The organism is Magnetococcales bacterium, assembly GCA_015231755.1.
Taxonomy (GTDB): Bacteria; Pseudomonadota; Magnetococcia; order Magnetococcales; family Magnetaquicoccaceae; genus Magnetaquiglobus.
This window is the reverse complement of record JADGAZ010000006.1, coordinates 71,681-91,180: the sequence shown is the minus strand read 5'-3', so window position 1 is coordinate 91,180 and position 19,500 is coordinate 71,681. Positions and strand designations below refer to the sequence as shown.

The following is a 19,500-nucleotide window of genomic DNA, read 5'->3' as shown; positions in this document are numbered from 1 at the left end:
GGAAGAACAGCATGACGGATCATCCCGACACTCCGACGACCGGTGACGTGACCGGACCAACCAGCCTGGACGATTGCCGGCGTGTGATCGAAAATCTGCCGGATGGACTCCTGATCCATCGTGACGGCATCATTCTACTGGCCAATCGAGTCACAGCGGCCATTTTAGGGCTTGGAGAGGCCGATGAATTGATCGGTACGTCTTTGATCGCGTTTTTCAACAACGACGCCTGGAAACGGTTGTTGCAATCCATCGACGACCAGCCTCCCATGACCCAGCGCCGTTGGACCGCCGACATGGAACTGACCCGCTGCGACGACCGGGGCGCGATCATCGATACCGCCACGGGCTGGACCCTGTTTCAGGGGGCACCCGCGCTGATCACCACCTTGCGGGATATCACCCAACTCAAACGGGGCGAGGAGGAGATGCGCCGTCAGGCCAACTATGACACCCTGACCGGCCTGCCCAACCGCAGCCTGTTCCTGGACCGGCTGAACCGGGAACTGATCCGCGCCAAACGCGCCAACAGTCGGGTGGCGTTGATGTTCATCGATCTGGACCGTTTCAAATGGGTCAACGACACCCTGGGTCACGCCGCCGGAGATGACCTGTTGCGTCAGACCGCCAAACGCCTGCTGTCGTGTGTACGCAAATCCGATACCGTAGCCCGCCTTGGCGGAGACGAATTCACCGTGATCCTGCCGGACATGGCCCGGGGTCCCTTCGCGGAACGGGTGGCCGCCGAAATTCTCTCCCAGTTGGTGAAGCCGTTCATTCTCATGGGACAAGAGGCGTTCATTTCCGGTTCCGTGGGGGTCACGGTGTGTCCCGACGATGCCCAGGATCTGGACAGTCTGCTCAAAAACGCCGATACCGCCATGTACCGCGCCAAAAGCGACGGACGCAACGCCTATCGTTTCTACACCCCGGACATGCACGCTGAAGCCGAAGAGCGCATGGCCCTGGAAAAAGATCTCCACCACGCCCTGGAACGCAATCAACTGGTGGTCCATTATCAACCCATCATCAATCTGGCCTCCGGAAAACTGATCGGCGCGGAAAGTTTCCTGCGTTGGGAGCATCCCACCCGTGGCAGCGTCTCTCCCGGCACTTTCGTGCGTCTGGCCGAAGAGATCGGCATGATCAGCCAGATCACCGCCTGGACCATCCAGACCGCCTGCGCCCAGGCCCAGCAATGGCGTCAAAGACCGGACAGCCAGGATTTCCTCATTTCGGTCAACATCTCCTGCACCCGCTGCCGGGAACTCTCCACGGATGACAAAATCCCCGACATCCTCCGCGCCACCGGTCTGCCCCCCACCGCCCTGGTCCTGGAAATCACGGAAAACATCCTCTCCGAAGACGAAGACAAGGCCATGGCCATGCTCAACCATCTGAGCCGCCTGGGGGTCAATCTGTGGCTGGACGACTTCGGCACCGGCTACTCCTCCTTGAGCGTGCTCAAACGCCTGCCGGTCAACGGTATCAAGATCGACCGAACCTTCATTCCCGACATCTCCGTGGATCCGGAAACCAGCATCCTGATCCAGGCCATTCTCTCCCTGGCCCACGCCATGCACCACCAAGTGATCGGCGAAGGGATCGAAACCGCCAATCAAGCCGATTTTCTGCGCACCCGGGGCTGTCAGATGGGTCAGGGCTACCTGTTCCACAAACCGGTGGACGCCGCCGGATTTGAATCCATCCTCGGCAAAACCTTTTCCATAGGACTGACGGGATGACTGAATAACCATTGCATCAACGCGCTTAATCCGCGAGAATTATATTCCAAACATGATCATGCCGTCTTCATCCATCCGGCCAAATCTTTTAGCTTGAGGGATCACTCCAATGAAATCGACCCGTCGTTCAACCCTGGCTTTGCTCTCCATGGGTATCCTCTCCCTGGGGGTGGCGTCCTGCGTTCCTCAACAACAGGTAGTGCAAAGCTGGCAAGTCGCCTCGCCCCGTATCAACGAAGGCTGGACGGGCAACAACGGTCAGCTTCAATGGCATCCCCAGACCGGCAACCAATCCCTGTCTTCCATCGGAACCCAGTGCTATTTCTGCGGAGAAGGGATCGACTCGGATGGAGATGGCATTTTCGACAATCGCGATGAATGTCCCGGCACCCCCAAAGGGGTCAAGGTCTATTGGCAGGCGGAACATTTCGGTCGGGTCGAAACCCCCATCGGTCGTCCCGGCTGTCCCTTCGACGGCGACCTGGACGGCGTCCCGGACTACCAGGACAGTTGCCCGGATACCGCCCGGGATGTCAAGGTGGATGCCATGGGATGCCCGCTGGACTCCGACCATGATCGGGTTCCGGACGACCGGGACAAGTGCCCCAACACGCCCCACGGCGCCGCGGTCGATTCCACCGGTTGCCCCCTGGATGCGGACTCCGACGGGGTCAACAACGATATGGACAAATGTCCCAACACCCCGATCGGGGCGCGGGTCAACCAGATGGGATGCTGGGTGCTGGAAAATCTCCAGTTCTCCTTTGGCAGCGCCAAAATCGAATCCACCTCCCTGCCCACTTTGAATCGGGCTGTGGATGTGCTGGCGGACAATCCGAAAGTGAAAGTCGAAGTGCAAGGACATACGGACAACATCGGAGGCGAAAAAGCCAATCTCCTCCTGTCGCAACAACGGGCCGACGCGGTACGGGAATTTCTGGCCTCCCGCGGCATTGCCGCCGACCGCCTCACCTCCAAAGGCTACGGCTTCTCCCAACCCCTGGCCAAAGCCGATGACCCGGTGAGCCGCGCCATCAACCGACGGGTGGAACTCAAACCCCTCCCGTAACAGCCGGACCGCAACGCCCATGTTTCAACGTGCTGTGGCGCGGAAATAATCCCTTTCCGCGCCACAGGGTTGGTTCTCTCCCTCCTGGCTGCTACCCCGCCAATCAATACCTTCCTGTGGCCACTGGGTACGGCATTACAGCCAGATCATCCCGGCCAATGCCGGAATGAAAATCACCAAAACGATCCAGGAGGAAACCAGGGAGTTGCACAACGCCCGGAACTGCTGTCGAAGGGCTTCAAGGCACCGTCAGGGATGATGACCACACTCAACACGCCGACCATCCACGGGGCAAACACCGCACCGGGGGATTCTCATGCCACCCTCCCGCCTTTCCCCTTGAACCAACTAAAGCGACAAGGCATTCTCCATGGCATAACGGACCAGATCCGCTGTCGAGCCTTCGATACCGAGCTTTTCCTTGATGCGACGACGATAGGTGGTCACCGTGCTGGGACTGAGATGCAACTCCTCGGCGATGCGGGAGACCGTGTATCCACGGGAAATCAACAGCAGAATATTGAACTCTTGCGCCGAAAGCCGGTCGTGGGGCAGACCGAATTGCGCCTGGGGCGCATGCTCGGAAAAATGATTTCTCACATCTTCGGTCAGAAAAAACTCTCCCCGGGCCACCACCCGAATGGCCTGCAACAGTTCTCCCGACAAGCACGACTTATCGATGAAACCGCTGGCCCCGCTGTGCATCAATCTTCTGGCCAGATGAAAATCCCGATACATGGTTAAAATCAGCACCTTCCGGTCACATCCGGAGGCCCGCACCTGTCGCAACACCTCCAACCCGTTGATATCCGGCAGATTGACATCCAACAACGCCACATCCCAATCCATGCTCCCGATCAGGGCCAGGGCCTGCCCGCCGGTTTCCGCCTCACCGACAATACACATATCCATTTCCGGCCCGATCAGGGATTTCAGCCCATCACGCATAACACCATGATCATCAATTATTATAATTCTAATCATTTGATATTCCCCTGCCCATTTCCAAATCATGCGGGAATGTTATCACACCCCCCCCCATTTCCGCACGGTCTGTCTCACATCAATTATGAAAATTCCGCAAAAAAATCGCCAAACATCATGACACAACAGCAAAAGAATCCACTCCGCCAAGCACCGAATCCGTCCACTCTGCTCCCAAAACAAGAACGGCCCCTCAGAAAACCACAAATTAACATTAATTAATTAGCACTTCAATCTCCAGCCATTCCAAAACAACCTGCCTGACTCCATTGACCACAAATCCACACCATCATCAACCTCCCCACGCGCCCCCCGGGTACGATCAGCGTCCACAAACGGAGCATGAATCACCGCGCCATCAACCAGACAGGAGATAGACAAATCACGCCACACCAACGATCCATCCTCCGTGGGCACGGTTTCCGTGATGAAACCATACACACTGCCGATCAACCGCAGATTTTCCAACAACCGGTATAAGACAGCGCGTCGGGATGGGACGCCTCAATGAACAACAATCCCTGAACGCGATTGATGCAGGCGATTTGCAGGTGCAATAGATTCTTGGCAGCCCACCATTCGGCTTCAGCCTTTTTGCGGGCCGTGATCTCCTCGGCCATGGCCGGCCTGCAACAGGCGATCCCGTCTATCCCAACAAGGCCACGGCCAAGGCGGGATAGATCCGGTTCAACACCCCATCACCACCCAGGATCCAGAAGGAATCCGGGAAAAGATTGAAGAACCAATCCCGTTTCTCCTCGACTGCGACATGCCGATCGATCTGGTCGCGCACCCAGCCCCCACCATCCCTCCTGAGTCCATCATCCCGATTTGCTTTCTTCCAAACAACCCCACCCTCAGGATTGGGTGGCCGTCCCCCCAGAGGCCGCGGGAGTCTGACGCAACACCCCGGCTTCCACCAGTTTCTCGATCACCTGCCGGCTCATGCCATAGGCACGCAAGAAGCCATCCAGCGGCATCACCAGCCGGGATCGGGTTTCCAGCTTCAGGTTGTTCTGATCCGGACTGGTAGGATCCAGGGTGGACAATTCGATACGCACAATATTGCCGGTCACAACAATATTGCCAAAGGTATCGCAATAGTTTTCTTGAATGGTCATTTTTTCATCTCCAAATCCTATGATCGAATCCATACCAACTCAAAAACACCTGAAAAACAAAAAAACATCCCGTTTCAGGATTTTTCCAGTTCGGATTGTATACTCAGGATTCAGGATTGGAAAGTCAAGAACAGCGTGCCGACGGGCCAGCGGAGAGCAAAACCGGAAAAAATGGATGACGACGGCCATTTCCGAAAAAAACGGCAGAACCAAACATTCAAGATGGACCACTCAAACCCGGAATCCAGTCACCAGCCCCTCAAGGCGTGTCGATTCCCTGTTCAAGCAGGTATTCACACAACTCCCGATCCACTTCGGCGATATGATGTTCCAACCAGCCGAGCAAAAAAACCGCCACTTCCCCGGCGATGGCCCGTTTTTCCTCCTGGGAACCGGCCAGAACAAACCGACCCCGCAACTGACCTACCTGCAGGGCCAGACTGCGGTGTTCACGGATATGAAATTCCGTGCCGGGAAACCCGCAGGCACGCATGAAATCCTCTTCATGCCTGAAATGGGTGCCCGCATAACTGTTGAGGGAGAGAAAAACGAATTCGAGTTCATAGCTGTCCTCGCCCTGCTGTTGCGAGCGAAGCAGTTCATGATACATGGCAAAGATCAACTCGTGCTGGGTGTCGATGGAAGGACACCCCAATCGAAATTGCTCCGGCATGCGACTCCGTCGGTGATCTGACATGGACACGTCTTCCCGATAAGGGCCATGAATCCGCCAAACACGGATTCATGGCCCATGAGGTCAAAACACGATCAACCGATAATGGCGTTCAAGGTCGGGCTGGGGCGCTGGGCCACAGCCACCTTGGCCGGATCGGTGTGATAATAACCACCCAGGTCGATACGCGATCCCTGGCCGATCTTCAACTCTTCCAGAATCCGGGCATCCTGGCTGGCCATCTGCTGGGCCATGGCGGCAAAATGACTCTTGAGCTCGGCGTCCTCGTTCTGATCGGCCAAAGCCTGTGCCCAGTGCTTGGCGATATAGTAGTGGCTGCCTTTGTTGTCGTTCTCGCCCACAGCGCGGCCCGGAGACATATTGTTGTCCAAAAGCTTGCCGATGGCCAAATCCAGGGTCTTGGCCAAAACCGCGGCCTTGGGATTGTTGCGGGTCTGGGCCAAATGTTCCAGCGAGGCTCCAAAGGCGGAAAACTCACCCAAAGAGTCCCAACGCAAATGCCCCTCTTCCACAAACTGCTGCACATGCTTGGGCGCGGAACCGCCGGCACCGGTCTCGAACAGTCCACCACCCTGCATCAACGGAACGATGGAGAGCATCTTGGCGCTGGTACCCAGTTCCATGATCGGGAACAGATCGGTGAGATAATCCCGCAACACGTTGCCCGTGACCGAAATGGTATCCTGGCCATCTTTCATGCGTTGCAGGGAAAGGGTGGCGGCATCCTCCGGGGTCATGATGCGTATATCCAGACCCGAGGTGTCGTAATTCTTGAGATAGACCGTGACCTTGGCAATCAACTGGGCGTCGTGGGGACGGGCCTCATTAAGCCAGAAAACCGCCGGCGTCCCGGTCAGACGGGCCCGATTGACCGCCAGTTTCACCCAGTCCTGAATCGCCGCATCGGTGGCCTGACACATGCGCCAGATGTCACCCGTTTCCACCGTATGCTCCATCAGGGTGGTGCCGGCGGCGTCGATGACGCGGATCACCCCATTGCCAGGAGCCTTGAAGGTGGTATTGTGGGAGCCATATTCCTCGGCTTTTTGGGCCATCAGCCCCACATTGGGCACGCTGCCCATGGTGGCGGGATTGAAGGCACCATTTTTCCGACAGAAATTGACCGTGGCATCGTACACCCCGGAATAACAACGATCCGGAATCACCGCCTTGGTGTCCTTGGCCTTGCCATCCGGACCCCAACCCTTGCCACCGTTACGGATCATGGCGGGCATGGAAGCGTCGATGATGATATCGCTGGGAACGTGCAGATTGGTGATGCCCCGATCCGAATCCACCATGTAAAGGGTCGGACCGTTGGCGAAACCGGCCTGAATGTCCGCCTCGATCTCCTGACGTTGCGCCTCGGGAAGCGAGGCGATCTTGGCGAGCACATCGCCGAAACCGTTGTTGGGATCCACGCCGAGTTGGGCGAAGGTGGCGGCGTGTTTGTCGAACAGATCCTTGAAGAAGACCGTCACCGCGTGTCCGAACATGATCGGATCGGAGACCTTCATCATGGTGGCTTTCAAGTGCAACGAGAACAGCACACCCTGCTGTTTGGCATCGTCGATCTGCTCGGCCAGGAACGCACGCAACTGCTTGACGCTCATGAAGGTGCCATCGATGACATCGGCCTTTTTCAAAGGCACCTTGTCCTTCAACACCGTGACCGCGCCATCGGCACCCACGAACTCGATGCGGGCATTGCCCACCGACGCATCACCGACAGTCAGGGATTTTTCGTTGGCGAAAAAGTCGCCGCTGGTCATGGTGGCGACATGGGTTTTGGAATCCGGACTCCAGGCACCCATTTTATGGGGATTCTTTTTGGCGAACGCTTTGACGGAAAGCGGAGCGCGACGATCCGAATTGCCCTCTCTGAGGACCGGATTGACGGCGCTGCCCTTGATCTTGTCGTAGCGGGCCCGGGCTTCGCGCTCTTCGTCGGTTTTGGGATCGTCCGGAAAATCGGGGATGTCATATCCCTGGGACTGCAACTCCTTGATGGCGGCCTTCAACTGGGGAAGCGAGGCGCTGACGTTGGGGAGCTTGATAACATTGGCTTCCGGAGTTTTGACCAGTTCACCCAACTCGGCCAGATCATCGGGCTGTCTTTGCGCCGGAGTCAATTTTTCCGGAAAATTGGCGATGATCCGTCCCGCGAGTGAGATGTCCCTGGTCCCGATGGTGATGCCTGCCACGCGGGTAAACGATTGGAGGATGGGGAGAAAAGAACCGCTGGCCAGTTCGGGGGCCTCATCGACCTTGGTGTAGATGATATCCGGTTGTGACATCGTACTTGAGCTCCTGAAGGTAGAATCTGTTGCGGATGGACTGACAACCGGGCTATTGCAAGAACGGGCGCGACGATCCTTCATTGAATGGCACCGGGTTGTCAAGCGTAGCCACCGAGTGATGAACCCCTTGGTGGAAGCTTAAGCCGAAGGTCGGCCCCCGGGATGAAAAGGGACCGACCTTACGACTGGCAGGATAAACAACAATCAGACGATGAGGGCCACGATCAGCAGGGCCACGATGTTGGTGATTTTGATCATGGGGTTGACCGCCGGGCCAGCCGTATCCTTGTAGGGGTCGCCCACCGTGTCACCGGTGACCGCCGCCTTGTGGGCTTCGGATCCCTTGCCGCCAAAGTTACCCATTTCGATGTACTTTTTGGCATTGTCCCAGGCGCCACCACCGGTGGTCATGGAGATGGCCACAAAGATACCGGTGATGATGGTACCCATGAGTACGCCACCCAGAGCCTGCGGCCCAAGAGCGAAACCGACCAGCACCGGCACGAGTACCGGCAGCAAGGAAGGAACGATCATTTCCGAGATGGCGGCTTTGGTCAGCATGTCCACGGCCTTGGAATAGTCGGGCTTGCCCGTGCCATCCATGATGCCGGGGATTTCCCGGAACTGACGACGCACTTCGATCACGACGCTGCCCGCCGCACGTCCCACGGCTTCCATGCCCATGGCCGCGAAGAGGTAAGGCATCAGACCACCGATGAACAGACCCACGATGACCAAGTGATCGGACAGGCTGAAGGTGATGCCGTGCGCGAACTTCTCCAGTTCATGGGTGTAGTCAGCGAACAGCACCAGGGCGGCCAGACCGGCGGAACCGATGGCATAGCCTTTGGTGACCGCTTTGGTGGTATTGCCCACCGCATCCAGAGGATCGGTGATGTCACGGATTTCCGAGGGCAGATTGGCCATTTCGGCGATGCCGCCGGCATTGTCCGTGATGGGGCCATAGGCGTCTAAGGCGACGATGATGCCGGTCATGGAGAGCATGGAGGTGGCTGCGACGGCGATGCCGTACAGACCGGCCAACTCATGAGCGGCGAGGATGCTGGCGCACACGGCGAGAACCGGAGCGGCGGTGGACTTCATGGAGACGCCCAGACCGGCGATGACGTTGGTGCCGTGGCCGGTTTCGGAGGCCTTGGCGATGTCACGCACGGGTTGGTACTCGGTGGCGGTGTAGTATTCGGTGATCATCACCATGGCGGCGGTGAGGGCCAGACCAATCAATGTGGCGCCGTAGATGGCCCCCACGCTGTATTGGCCATTGCCCGCCATGATCCACTTGGTGATCGGCAGATAGATGATGGCGGCGATGGCGCCGGAGACGACCAGACCACGATACAGAGCGGTCATGATCTTTTTGCCCGGCAGATACTTGACGAAATAGACACCGACGATGGAGGCGATGATGGAAACCCCACCCAGCACCAACGGATAAACCAAGGCATTGCCGAACTTGGGCAGCAGCAGGGCGCCCAGCAGCATGGTGGCCACCACGGTCACCACATAGGTCTCGAACAGGTCGGCGGCCATGCCAGCGCAGTCGCCCACGTTGTCGCCCACGTTGTCGGCGATCACGGCCGGGTTGCGTGGGTCATCCTCGGGGATGCCGGCTTCCACTTTACCCACCAGATCGGCACCCACGTCCGCGCCCTTGGTGAAGATACCACCACCCAGACGGGCGAAGATGGAGATCAGCGAGCCACCGAAGGCCACACCCACCAACGGCTTGAGCAGTTGGGACATGTTGCCGCCGCCGGCTGCCTTGATGAGGATCAAAAAGAAGATCGCCACACCCAGCAGGCCCAGACCCACCACCAGCATGCCGGTGATGGCACCACCCCGGAAGGCCACCTGCAACGCCGCGTCCAGGCCATTCTTGGCCGCTTCGGCGGTGCGCACGTTGGCTTTGACCGACACGCCCATGCCGATGAAGCCCGAAGCTCCGGAGAGCACCGCGCCCACGGCAAAACCCATGGCCGTGCTCAGGTCCAGGAACATGGCCATGAGCATGAACAGCACGCCGCCCACATAGCCGATCGTGGTGTATTGACGACGCATGTAAGCACGCGCGCCCTCTTCCACGGCCCCCGAAATTTCCCGCATCCGATCCGTACCAGTGGGCAGGCCAAGGATCCACTCCCTGGTCATCCACCCGTACACCACTGCGCCGATTCCGCACAGTATGGCGAAGTACAACGCTCCCATCGACATTTCCATAGCCTCAAACCCCTTACCCGATGAATGGTTTTACAATCCCGCTGACGCGGATTTCCTGATTTTTCCTGACATGTCACCCCTCTTTATAGAAAATCTCAAGAGAGGATTGATCATAAATGGCCCAGTTCTTGCTTAACCGATAATAGCGCACAAAGCGTCAAAAACCACGCCCATGTCCTGCATGCCGTCCACGGTTTTGATCTCCCCCTTGCCACGATAGAAATCAAGCACCGGGGCGGTTTGGGCATGATAGACCGACAAACGGTTGCGCACCGTCTCTTCGGTGTCGTCGGCCCGGGTGACCAGGGCGCCGCCACACTTGTCGCAGACGTTCTCCTGGGCGGTGGGCTTGAACTGAATATGGTAACCCTCACTGCATTTGCCGCAGGTGCGACGACCGGTGATGCGACCCACCAGGGCTTCGTCGGCGGCGGTGATGTCGATGACCTGATCGATCTTGAGGCCACGTTCGATCAGCATGCTGTCCAGGGCCTGGGCCTGTCCCACGGTTCTGGGGAAGCCGTCGAGGATGAAACCCTTGGCGCAATCGGCCTCGGCGATCCGGTCGCCGATGATCCCGACCACAATGGCGTCGGTCACCAGACCACCGCTTTCCATGGCGGCTTTGGCCTGCAATCCAACCGGGGTGCCGGCCTTGACCGCGGCCCGCAACATGTCACCGGTGGAAAGCTGAGGAATTCCATATTTTTCAGCAACTTGACGTGCCTGGGTACCCTTTCCGGCACCGGGAGGTCCCATAAAAATCAGATTCATGCCTCACTCCTTGCAATGGGGATAATGGTGTGAAAATTGTTTAAAAGGTAAGCCAATCGCTTGAGATTGAGCCAGTCTTGCAATTCAAAAAATAATGATGGTAAACGATTCCCACGCGCTTGTCATACCCTAAAACGCACCCCGGCCAAAAAAACAGCATCCCCCTCACTCCCCCACGGCCATTCCCTCTTCCCGGGAATGCACCATCAGACGGGCCAGGAGATCGGCTTCCAGGTCATCCGGCATCGGCTTGAGACCAGCCATCCAGTCCATCAAATCCGCGTCGGCACGATTGAGCAAGGATTCCAGACGCTGGCACTGGCCATCGTCCAGTTCCGTCAATTCCCTGACCAGAAACCGGTGCAGAATGCGCTCCATCTCGGCCATGGCCCGACGACTCGCCAGATAAACCAAACGTCGTTGCGCACTGCTCCGGGCCATCGGCACTTCCGGAAATGGCATGGTTTCGTCACTCTCCGTCAAAGACCAACAGATCACGCACCCAATCCCGTCCGGGAATGGTCTCTCCACCCCAGGGGGGTTTGCCATAATACAAGGCGTCGTCGGTGCAGACATGACGATACTCGGCGTGGTGCAGATTGGTCTTGCGAAAATCCACGCCACGCAAATCACAAGAGATGAACCGGGTCTGTTCCAGGGAAGATTCCCGCAGCTGGGCGAACGACAGATCCGCACCCGTGAAATCGGCGCGATCCAGATTGGTTTCCAGAAATTGCGCCTTGATCAACTTCGCATGACGGAAATCGGTGTCGGACATCACACTCAAGAAAAAGGAGGCTTCAGAGGCTTCGACCTGCTCGAAGGCACACCCCTTCAGTTCGACACGCTGCCACAACGCATGATCAAGTCGGGTACGCCGAAAATTCACCCGGGTGAACTGGGACTCCACCACATGCACGTTGCTCAGGTCGCACCCGTCCAGGTTGACATCTACCCAGGCCCCACCGGAAAGATTGGCCCCGGAAAGATCCATCCCGGAAAGATCCACACCCTCTACTTGAATGAACGACAAATCCGCATCCACCAGCGTTCCGCCCGGTGTGCCGAACGCATCCATCAAGTCCTGTTTTTCTGTAAAGCGTCGCATGGCGTTATCGAAATAATGGATTTACAATTAAATTACTGTCGAGACAGTCTAGCACAGAAAAACACAGCCATCCAGGTGGAAAACTGGTTGCGATCCACATACAAAATCTGAAAGCGGGTGTCCCCTTCCCGATCCTCCCAAAAGGGGACACCCGCTTCGCAACCCGTATGCGATCAGGGACGGTACTGATTGATGATCTTGTTCCGATCAAAATCCGGATGTCCACCGACCTGTTTCACAATCGCGGCCAGACGCTCGTCCAGGGTCTCCCGCTGCACCTGATACAGCAGTCCCATGGGACGATGTCCTTCCGTGTCACCACGGGCCAGTTCCATGGCGGCGCTCAGATCCGAAGGATCATGATCCGCCGGAATCTCCCGCATCAAATCCCGATAATACTGGATGGTATCGATGCGGTTGTAGGTGACGCACTGGGAATAGATGTTCACATAGGAAAAGCCCTTGTGTTCCATGGCGCCCTTGATCAGATCCGCGCACACCTTGGGCTTGCCCGCGAAGGCCTGAGCCACATAGGTGGCCCCGTAGGTGAGCATGTACAGCAACGGATTCATGGGATCGTCCGGACCGCCATAGGGGGTGGTATAGGCCTTCAACTCCCGGCGAGAGGTGGGAGAATACTGCCCTTTGGTCAAGCCATAGATGCCGTTGTCAAACAGGATGTAGGTCAGGTTGACATTCCGGCGGGCCATGTGGGGCATGTGACCCCCACCAATGGCAAATCCATCGCCGTCGCCACCGGTGACGCACACCAACTGGTCGGGACGGGCCAACTGAACCCCAGTCGCCACCGGTCCGGCGCGACCATGCAGGGTGTGCATCTTGTAAGACTGCATGAAATAGGGCGTGCGGGAAGAACATCCGATGCCGGACACATTGACCAGATTGGTCGGATCCACACCCAGTTCGGACAACGAGCGCAAAATCGCGTTCAAGATGCCATGATGCCCACACCCCGGACACCAGACAACGTTCACGTCGGATTTGTACTCTTTGGGAGCCATCTCTTTCTTGTGCAACGCGGCGACGGACATCAGAGCACCTCCTTGACTTTATTCACGATCATCGCGGGATTGAAAGGCAGCCCGCCGCAGATGGTGTAGGGAATGGGACGAATGGTCGTTTCCGCACGGATAAAGTGGGACAGTTGACCCTGGAAATTGACCTCTGGAACCAGAATCTTTTTACAGGTGGCCGCGAAAGCCTCGTACTGAGCCACAGGCATGGGCCACATCAGCTTGGGATAGAATCCCTTGACCTTGATCCCCTCGGCCCGCAACCGCATGATGGATTCGCGCACCACACCGATGGTGCTGCCCCAGGCGATGATACCCACATCGGCTTCGCCTTCGCCATCCACTTCCACCGGCTTGTAGGTATTCACCAAACCGCTGATCTTGCCGAACCGCTTGCGGTGCATGGCCTCGTGATTTTCCGACGACCAGGACGGCGCGCCGCTGGCACCGTGTTCCAGACCCGTGGCGATATGCTCGCCTCCCGGAGTGCCCGGATCGGACATGGGGGAGATCAGGTCTTCGGTCATGGCATAACGGAAATACTTGCCTTCCCCATCCCACCGTTTGCGATTGACCAGGGTATAGTTCTCCGGCTTGGGCGCGGGAATGGTCTGGGTGGAAAAGGCCAGCGAACCGTCGGACAACAAAATCACCGGGCACTGATACTGTTCGGCGAGATTCAAGGCGTCCACGGTCATGTCCACGCAGTCTTTCACGTCCTCGACCGACAGCACCACCCGGGGCGCATCACCGTGGGTGCCGTGAATGGCCAAAAACAGATCCGATTGCTCATGTTTGGTGGGCAGACCCGTGGACGGTCCACCACGCTGCACATCCACCACCAACGCGGGAATTTCACCCATGGAAGCCATACCCAGCAACTCGCTCATCAGGGAAAGCCCTGGACCTGAGGTGGAGGTCATGGCTTTGCGACCGGCATAGGAGGCACCCAACACCTGGGCGATGGAGGCGATCTCGTCTTCGGCCTGCACCAGGGTTCCGGTCAGCTTGGGAATGTGGATGGCCACAAATTTGGCGATTTCCGTGGCCGGCGTGATGGGATAGGCCGCGAAAAATTCCAGTCCGCCCAGCAAAGCGCCCATGCCCACGGCGTCGTTGCCGGAGATGATGATCACATCCTTGGGTTCCACCGGATCCGCCACCCGCCACTCATCCTGCTTTTGCAAGGCGGCGCCCAGCTCTTTACCCTTTTCAAAGGCTTTCAGGTTGAAGCCCAGAATCTCGTCGCCCTTCTTTTTGAACTTGTTGGTCAAAACCTGCTTCAAGGTCTCCTCGCTGATGTTGAACAGCACCGAGAGGGCACCCATGGCCACCATGTTCTTGGAACGATACGAACCCAACTCCTTGGAAGCCTGCGACATGGGGATCGGATAGGCGATCACCCCTTCCGGGATGGCGTCGGGTTGAAAATCTCCCCCCGGGTAATCATAGACAAAGGCGGTCCCCGGGGTGAGGAGATGCTTGTTCAGCTCGTAGGCCTCACCATTAAAGGCGCAAAAAACATCAAAGGTGTCACCCTGATTGTACACCCGTTCGGAACTGACCCGAACCTGGTACATGGCATACCCCCCTTTGATCTCCGCCGGGAATGTCTTGAAGGTATACACCTCCAAGCCCGCCCGGGCACAGGCTGCGGCAACGAAATCACCGGTCGAGATGATTCCCTCGCCCCCCTCTCCGGCAACCCGGATGATCAGGTCATTTGCTTTAGACATCGAGCGTTCCTTTCCTTCCGAAAAAGTATGCCGCCCCAATCGAAATTGGGGCGGCGACTGTCCATCCTAGCTTTTCAACGACTGTTTGACAACAACTCCCATCTCGGCCGGTGAGCGGGCAATGTGAACGCCAGCCTTTTCCAAAGCCTCGAATTTTTCGGCAGCGGTCCCCTTGCCACCCGAAATGATCGCCCCGGCGTGACCCATGCGTTTACCCTTGGGTGCCGTGGCTCCTGCGATGAAGGCGGTGACCGGCTTGGTCATGTGCTGCCGGATCCAGGCCGCGGCCTCCTCTTCGGCGGTACCGCCGATTTCACCGATCATGATGACCGCCTCGGTTTGGGGGTCATCCTGGAACATCGACAAACAGTCGATGAAATTGGTGCCATTGATCGGATCTCCACCCAGTCCCACACAGGTGCTCTGCCCCAATCCCACGGCGGTGGTCTGGGCCACGGCTTCGTAGGTGAGGGTGCCGGAACGAGAGACCACACCCACGTTGCCCACCTTGTGGATATGACCCGGCATGATACCGATCTTGCAGGCTCCCGGCGTGATCACCCCAGGACAGTTGGGACCCACCAGACGGGTGACGCGACCCGCCAGGAACCGTTTCACCTTGACCATGTCCAGCACCGGGATTCCCTCGGTGATGCACACCACCAGTTTCAAACCGGCGTCCGCGGCCTCCAGGATGGCATCCGCCGCAAAGGGGGGCGGCACGAAAATGACCGAAGCATCCGCACCGGTCTCACGCACCGCGTCGGCCACGGTGTTGAAGACCGGACGATCCAGATGACGGGTTCCACCCTTGCCCGGCGTGACACCTCCGACCAGTTGGGTGCCATAGGCGATGGCCTGCTCGGAATGGAAGGTTCCGTTGGCCCCGGTAAAGCCCTGACAGATGACCCGGGTATTCTTGTCAACCAAAATGCTCATGGAAAACCCTCCCTTATTGAATGGATGCCACCACCTTGGCGGCGGCGTCGTCCAGGTCGTCTGCGGGGATGATGGCCAAACCCGACTGACGCAAAATCTCCTTGCCCAGATCCACGTTGGTTCCGGCGAGCCGGACCACCAGGGGCACCTGCACATCCACCTGTCGGGCCGCGGCCACCACGCCATCGGCGATCACGTCGCAGCGCATGATGCCACCAAAGATGTTGATCAACACCGCCTTGACGCTGGGATCGGAGAGAATCAGCCGCAGGGCCGCCGTCACCGACTCCGTGGTGGCACCACCCCCCACATCCAGGAAGTTGGCAGGACTGCCCCCCTTGAGCTTGATGATATCCATGGTGGCCATGGCCAGTCCCGCGCCATTGACCATGCACCCGATGGTGCCATCCAGGCTGATGTAGTTAAGATCATGCCGAGAGGCTTCCACTTCCCGGGGATTTTCCTCGTCCAGATCCCGCAACTCCACCAAATCCTTGTGGCGATACAGGGCATTGCCATCGAAATTCATTTTGGCGTCCAGGGCCATCACATCCCCGTCTTCGGTGACCACCAGGGGATTGATTTCCGCCAAGGAGGCGTCGGTGGCGACAAAGGCGTTGTACAAGGCGGTCATGAACTGCACCGCCTTGTTGACCTGTCCACCCACCAGACCCAGACCGAAGGCCAGATTCCGGGCCTGATAGCCCTGGAATCCCACCGCCGGATCAATGGCCTCTTTGAGAATTTTTTCCGGAGTGCGGGCTGCGACCTCTTCGATCTCCATGCCTCCCTCGGTGGAAGCCATCATGGTGACACGACTCGTGGCGCGATCAATCACCATGCCCAGATACAGCTCACGGGCGATACGGCATCCCTCCTCCACATAAATCCGCTTCACCTCTTTGCCGGCGGGACCGGTCTGTTTGGTGATCAACGTCATGCCGAGCATGCGTTTGGCCTCTTCACGCACCTCGTCCACGCTTTTGACCACCTTCACACCACCACCCTTGCCACGGCCTCCGGCATGAATCTGCGCCTTGACCACGAACACGGATGAGCCTAACTCCTTGGCTCCGTTCACAGCCTCTTCCGGGGTAAAAGCGACATGACCACGGGGAACCTTCACCCCGAAGCCGGCCAGAATTTTCTTAGCCTGATATTCATGAATGTTCATATTCTGTCACCTGTTTCACTCCAACGGTCAAAGTCCAAGCCTCCCTGCGTTCGCAGTCATCAAATCGGGCGGTCCACCCCATCATCGACTTCAAATCGGACGCACCGTCCCATAAGCCGGCAACAACCGGGGAGAGGTTTGCCCCGGTTGAATGCCTGCAGACATCAATTGATCCAGATAGGCATCCAGATGGCCCAATCCCGGTTCCTGGGCATGCTTCACGCCTTTGGCGAACGCAGCCGCGCTGGCCCCGGCCCGACGGCCAAAAACCAGAATCTCCAATAATGCATTACCCATCAGACGGTTACGACCATGCACCCCGCCTGTCATCTCCCCGGCGGCAAACAGTCCCGGCATGTCGGTGCCGCCATTGGGCCAGATCACCACCCCGCCGTTTTGATAATGAAGCGTGGGATAGGCCAGTAACGGCACCTGACGTATATCCAATCCCATGCGCAAATATTCTTTGAAACGCCCCGGAAACTCCCGTTCGATGGTGCCCCGGCCATGAATCTGGTCGATCAGAGGAATATCCAGCCACACCCCCACCGCGCCACTGGGCACGTTCACCCCATTGCCGAACTCGGAACACTCCCGGATGATGGCGGCAGTGGTCACATCCCGGGGTTCCAGGCTGAACACGAATTCATCCCCGTGGCGATTGAGGAGTTGCGCCCCCAGTCCACGAAACTTTTCGGTGAGCAGCAGACCCGTCAATTTTTCCGGAAATACCACCCCCGTGGGATGATATTGACAGTTCTGCATATCCCGCAGGGGAACACCGGCCCGATAGGCTAAAACCAGACCATCCGCCGTGGCCCCGTGATGGTTGGAGGTGGGAAACCCGCTCAGATGGAGCCGACCGAATCCACCGGTGGCCAGTACCACAGCCTTGGCTCCGACCACAAGGGGTCTGCCACTGGGCAACTGTTCCAGGATCGCCCCCACGGCCCGACCGTTTTCATCCGAAAGCAGTTCCACCGCCGGGGCAAAGGGCATGACCGTGACCGCATTCAAACACTCCATGCGATCCTTGAGTACCCGCATCATCTCCAGCCCCGTGACATCTCCGGCAGCGTGCAACCGCTTGCGGGAGGTGCCTCCCCCATGACGCACCTTCATACGGCCTGTGGGGTACTTGTCGAACAACATGCCCAAGGATTCCAGCCAACGCAGCACAGCCGGTCCTTCGGTGACCAGGGCCTCCACCAACTCCGGATTGCTGCTGAAATGACCCCCTCCCATCACATCCAGGAAATGCTGGGCCGGGGAGTCGCATTCGTGATCGGCCACCTGCATGCCGCCTTCCGCCATGACGGTATTGGAATCCCCATGACGCAGTTTGGTGACCACCATCACCCGGGCTCCGGCCTCGGCGGCGACAATGGCCGCCGCCGTACCGGCCCCGCCACCGCCGATCACCAAGACATCGGTGGTCACCTCCGGCACCAGCAGACCGGCTTCGCGACTCTTCTCCAGCAACGGCATGACCACGGGCCTGGGCCACGCTTCCAGCAACGCCACCAGTTCCACCGGCACCGCGATCCCCTTGGAGGGGCCGATGGACAACACCCCACGCCCCTCCACCCGGTGATCCGGATGGAACTCCTCCAGCATGGCGCGACGATCCGACAACGACAACGCCTCAATCCGCTCCCCCATGCGACGACGGGTCAAACGACTCTCCCGCGTCCGTTGCACCATTCGGGCGGAGTCGCGCAGGGCTTCGGGAAAGACGTTCAAGGGTGGAATTGTCATGGAGTCGGAGCCTAGAGAAGCGACTGATCTTCGGGCAGCCAAGTACCGGGAGGAGACTCATCCGGTTCCCGTTCCCGACGCAGATAAAGCGCCTGAAACTCCATGGAATCCATATGCCGCATCCAGCGGAAAACCGAAGTGTAACGCCCGGAATCCACCTTTTCCAGCATCCGGGTCAAATGGTCGGCGCGGGGTTCCTGATGACCGCCATACCAACGGCGGGCGGCCAGGGCCGCATTGGGCTGGGAGATGCTCGCCGGACAGCGGATCACGCACAGTTGACAACCAATGCAGGTAAAGGATTCCCGGGCCGCGGCCTTGAGATCGCCCCGTTTGATCATGCCCACATATCCCATGACATCGATATCCATGGGACACATGCGCACACACTCACCGCACATCACACAGTGATTGACCTCGGGATACAGACGCAAAACATGATAGGCCGGAGTTTCATCCTCCGGGAGGTCCAGGTGGTGGGGAACTTTTTTATGGGGAACATGAGGCAGAGGAAGAATCTCCATCCCCGGTTGCACGGTCTCTTGACACATCAGACCGGCGGACATGGTATGGGATTGGGCCGGAACCCGATACAAAACCGCACAAGCGCCACAGATGCCGCCTCGGCACCCCACTCCCCGCACCATGCCGATGCCCACCGACTCCAGTGCGGACAGAATGGTTTTACCGGACGGGACTTCCAGCCAAGTCTCGTCGTAACGAATGGAAACCGTGAAAGGGGGATGAGTTGCTGTATTCAATGATCCGGCCATGACCCGTTCGAGGTTGGCTTTCTTCCATAAACCCAATCAATCATCCATAATTA

18 protein-coding genes are annotated in these 19,500 nt (G+C 58.1%); 2 read left to right on the top strand and 16 right to left on the bottom strand.

Features of this window, described 5'->3' with window-relative positions:
• Positions 1-11 precede the first annotated feature (11 nt).
• Positions 12-1,745, top strand: coding sequence for an EAL domain-containing protein (locus HQL98_05695; GenBank protein ID MBF0271556.1), 1,734 nt, complete (start codon positions 12-14; stop codon positions 1,743-1,745).
• Between the two features lie 109 nt (positions 1,746-1,854).
• The gene (locus tag HQL98_05690) at positions 1,855-2,814 is read left to right on the top strand and encodes an OmpA family protein (GenBank protein MBF0271555.1); all 960 of its coding nucleotides are present in this window, start codon (positions 1,855-1,857) and stop codon (positions 2,812-2,814) included.
• Positions 2,815-3,162: 348 nt separating this feature from the next.
• Here the strand turns inward: HQL98_05690 and HQL98_05685 are convergent, their stop codons facing one another.
• The 16 genes from HQL98_05685 to HQL98_05610 all read right to left on the bottom strand — a co-directional run bounded on the left by HQL98_05685 (position 3,163) and on the right by HQL98_05610 (position 19,447).
• Positions 3,163-3,762, bottom strand: a complete 600-nt coding sequence (locus HQL98_05685; protein MBF0271554.1) for a response regulator transcription factor — start codon at positions 3,760-3,762, stop codon at positions 3,163-3,165.
• A 485-nt stretch (positions 3,763-4,247) separates the two neighbouring features.
• Complete coding sequence (locus tag HQL98_05680) at positions 4,248-4,418, bottom strand: hypothetical protein (protein ID MBF0271553.1); 171 nt, start codon at positions 4,416-4,418, stop codon at positions 4,248-4,250.
• Positions 4,419-4,444: 26 nt separating this feature from the next.
• Positions 4,445-4,591 (bottom strand): hypothetical protein, encoded by a 147-nt coding sequence (locus HQL98_05675; GenBank protein ID MBF0271552.1) that lies wholly within the window; start codon positions 4,589-4,591, stop codon positions 4,445-4,447.
• A gap of 64 nt (positions 4,592-4,655) precedes the next feature.
• Positions 4,656-4,919, bottom strand: coding sequence for a hypothetical protein (locus HQL98_05670; GenBank protein MBF0271551.1), 264 nt, complete (start codon positions 4,917-4,919; stop codon positions 4,656-4,658).
• 259 nt (positions 4,920-5,178) lie between these two features.
• A complete protein-coding gene (locus HQL98_05665; GenBank protein MBF0271550.1) occupies positions 5,179-5,616 on the bottom strand; it encodes a hemerythrin family protein in 438 nt (145 codons plus the stop codon).
• Positions 5,617-5,687: 71 nt separating this feature from the next.
• Complete coding sequence (locus tag HQL98_05660) at positions 5,688-7,910, bottom strand: NADP-dependent isocitrate dehydrogenase (protein ID MBF0271549.1); 2,223 nt, start codon at positions 7,908-7,910, stop codon at positions 5,688-5,690.
• Positions 7,911-8,117: 207 nt separating this feature from the next.
• A complete protein-coding gene (locus tag HQL98_05655; GenBank protein ID MBF0271548.1) occupies positions 8,118-10,145 on the bottom strand; it encodes a sodium-translocating pyrophosphatase in 2,028 nt (675 codons plus the stop codon).
• 138 nt (positions 10,146-10,283) lie between these two features.
• On the bottom strand, positions 10,284-10,925 hold the full coding sequence (locus HQL98_05650) for an adenylate kinase (GenBank protein ID MBF0271547.1): 642 nt from the start codon (positions 10,923-10,925) through the stop codon (positions 10,284-10,286).
• A 165-nt stretch (positions 10,926-11,090) separates the two neighbouring features.
• Positions 11,091-11,387, bottom strand: coding sequence for a succinate dehydrogenase assembly factor 2 (locus HQL98_05645; GenBank protein MBF0271546.1), 297 nt, complete (start codon positions 11,385-11,387; stop codon positions 11,091-11,093).
• Between the two features lie 7 nt (positions 11,388-11,394).
• Positions 11,395-12,033 carry a pentapeptide repeat-containing protein gene (locus HQL98_05640; GenBank protein ID MBF0271545.1) on the bottom strand — a complete coding sequence of 213 codons (639 nt, stop codon included), beginning with the start codon at positions 12,031-12,033 and terminating at the stop codon, positions 11,395-11,397.
• Positions 12,034-12,206: 173 nt separating this feature from the next.
• Complete coding sequence (locus HQL98_05635; protein MBF0271544.1) at positions 12,207-13,085, bottom strand: 2-oxoacid:ferredoxin oxidoreductase subunit beta; 879 nt, start codon at positions 13,083-13,085, stop codon at positions 12,207-12,209.
• Entirely contained in the window at positions 13,085-14,803 is a 1,719-nt protein-coding gene (locus tag HQL98_05630) for a 2-oxoacid:acceptor oxidoreductase subunit alpha (protein MBF0271543.1), read from the bottom strand. Before HQL98_05630 ends, HQL98_05635 begins: the two co-directional genes overlap by 1 nt.
• A 66-nt stretch (positions 14,804-14,869) precedes the next feature.
• On the bottom strand, positions 14,870-15,742 hold the full coding sequence (sucD, locus tag HQL98_05625) for a succinate--CoA ligase subunit alpha (GenBank protein ID MBF0271542.1): 873 nt from the start codon (positions 15,740-15,742) through the stop codon (positions 14,870-14,872).
• A 13-nt stretch (positions 15,743-15,755) separates the two neighbouring features.
• On the bottom strand, positions 15,756-16,916 hold the full coding sequence (sucC, locus tag HQL98_05620) for an ADP-forming succinate--CoA ligase subunit beta (protein ID MBF0271541.1): 1,161 nt from the start codon (positions 16,914-16,916) through the stop codon (positions 15,756-15,758).
• A gap of 90 nt (positions 16,917-17,006) precedes the next feature.
• On the bottom strand, positions 17,007-18,674 hold the full coding sequence (locus tag HQL98_05615; GenBank protein ID MBF0271540.1) for an FAD-binding protein: 1,668 nt from the start codon (positions 18,672-18,674) through the stop codon (positions 17,007-17,009).
• Positions 18,675-18,685: 11 nt separating this feature from the next.
• On the bottom strand, positions 18,686-19,447 hold the full coding sequence (locus tag HQL98_05610; GenBank protein ID MBF0271539.1) for a 4Fe-4S dicluster domain-containing protein: 762 nt from the start codon (positions 19,445-19,447) through the stop codon (positions 18,686-18,688).
• Positions 19,448-19,500 lie beyond the last annotated feature (53 nt).

What these genes read in the sequence shown, in the direction of transcription:
- HQL98_05695 (MBF0271556.1), top strand. Translation starts at nt 12, where the DNA reads ATGACGGATCATCCCGACACTCCGACGACCGGTGACGTGACCGGACCA.
- HQL98_05690 (MBF0271555.1), top strand. Translation starts at nt 1,855, where the DNA reads ATGAAATCGACCCGTCGTTCAACCCTGGCTTTGCTCTCCATGGGTATC.
- HQL98_05685 (MBF0271554.1), bottom strand. Translation starts at nt 3,762, where the DNA reads ATGCGTGATGGGCTGAAATCCCTGATCGGGCCGGAAATGGATATGTGT.
- HQL98_05680 (MBF0271553.1), bottom strand. Translation starts at nt 4,418, where the DNA reads ATGGCCGAGGAGATCACGGCCCGCAAAAAGGCTGAAGCCGAATGGTGG.
- HQL98_05670 (MBF0271551.1), bottom strand. Translation starts at nt 4,919, where the DNA reads ATGACCATTCAAGAAAACTATTGCGATACCTTTGGCAATATTGTTGTG.
- HQL98_05665 (MBF0271550.1), bottom strand. Translation starts at nt 5,616, where the DNA reads ATGTCAGATCACCGACGGAGTCGCATGCCGGAGCAATTTCGATTGGGG.
- HQL98_05660 (MBF0271549.1), bottom strand. Translation starts at nt 7,910, where the DNA reads ATGTCACAACCGGATATCATCTACACCAAGGTCGATGAGGCCCCCGAA.
- HQL98_05655 (MBF0271548.1), bottom strand. Translation starts at nt 10,145, where the DNA reads ATGTCGATGGGAGCGTTGTACTTCGCCATACTGTGCGGAATCGGCGCA.
- HQL98_05650 (MBF0271547.1), bottom strand. Translation starts at nt 10,925, where the DNA reads ATGAATCTGATTTTTATGGGACCTCCCGGTGCCGGAAAGGGTACCCAG.
- HQL98_05645 (MBF0271546.1), bottom strand. Translation starts at nt 11,387, where the DNA reads ATGCCATTTCCGGAAGTGCCGATGGCCCGGAGCAGTGCGCAACGACGT.
- HQL98_05640 (MBF0271545.1), bottom strand. Translation starts at nt 12,033, where the DNA reads ATGCGACGCTTTACAGAAAAACAGGACTTGATGGATGCGTTCGGCACA.
- HQL98_05635 (MBF0271544.1), bottom strand. Translation starts at nt 13,085, where the DNA reads ATGTCCGTCGCCGCGTTGCACAAGAAAGAGATGGCTCCCAAAGAGTAC.
- HQL98_05630 (MBF0271543.1), bottom strand. Translation starts at nt 14,803, where the DNA reads ATGTCTAAAGCAAATGACCTGATCATCCGGGTTGCCGGAGAGGGGGGC.
- sucD (MBF0271542.1), bottom strand. Translation starts at nt 15,742, where the DNA reads ATGAGCATTTTGGTTGACAAGAATACCCGGGTCATCTGTCAGGGCTTT.
- sucC (MBF0271541.1), bottom strand. Translation starts at nt 16,916, where the DNA reads ATGAACATTCATGAATATCAGGCTAAGAAAATTCTGGCCGGCTTCGGG.
- HQL98_05615 (MBF0271540.1), bottom strand. Translation starts at nt 18,674, where the DNA reads ATGACAATTCCACCCTTGAACGTCTTTCCCGAAGCCCTGCGCGACTCC.
- HQL98_05610 (MBF0271539.1), bottom strand. Translation starts at nt 19,447, where the DNA reads ATGGCCGGATCATTGAATACAGCAACTCATCCCCCTTTCACGGTTTCC.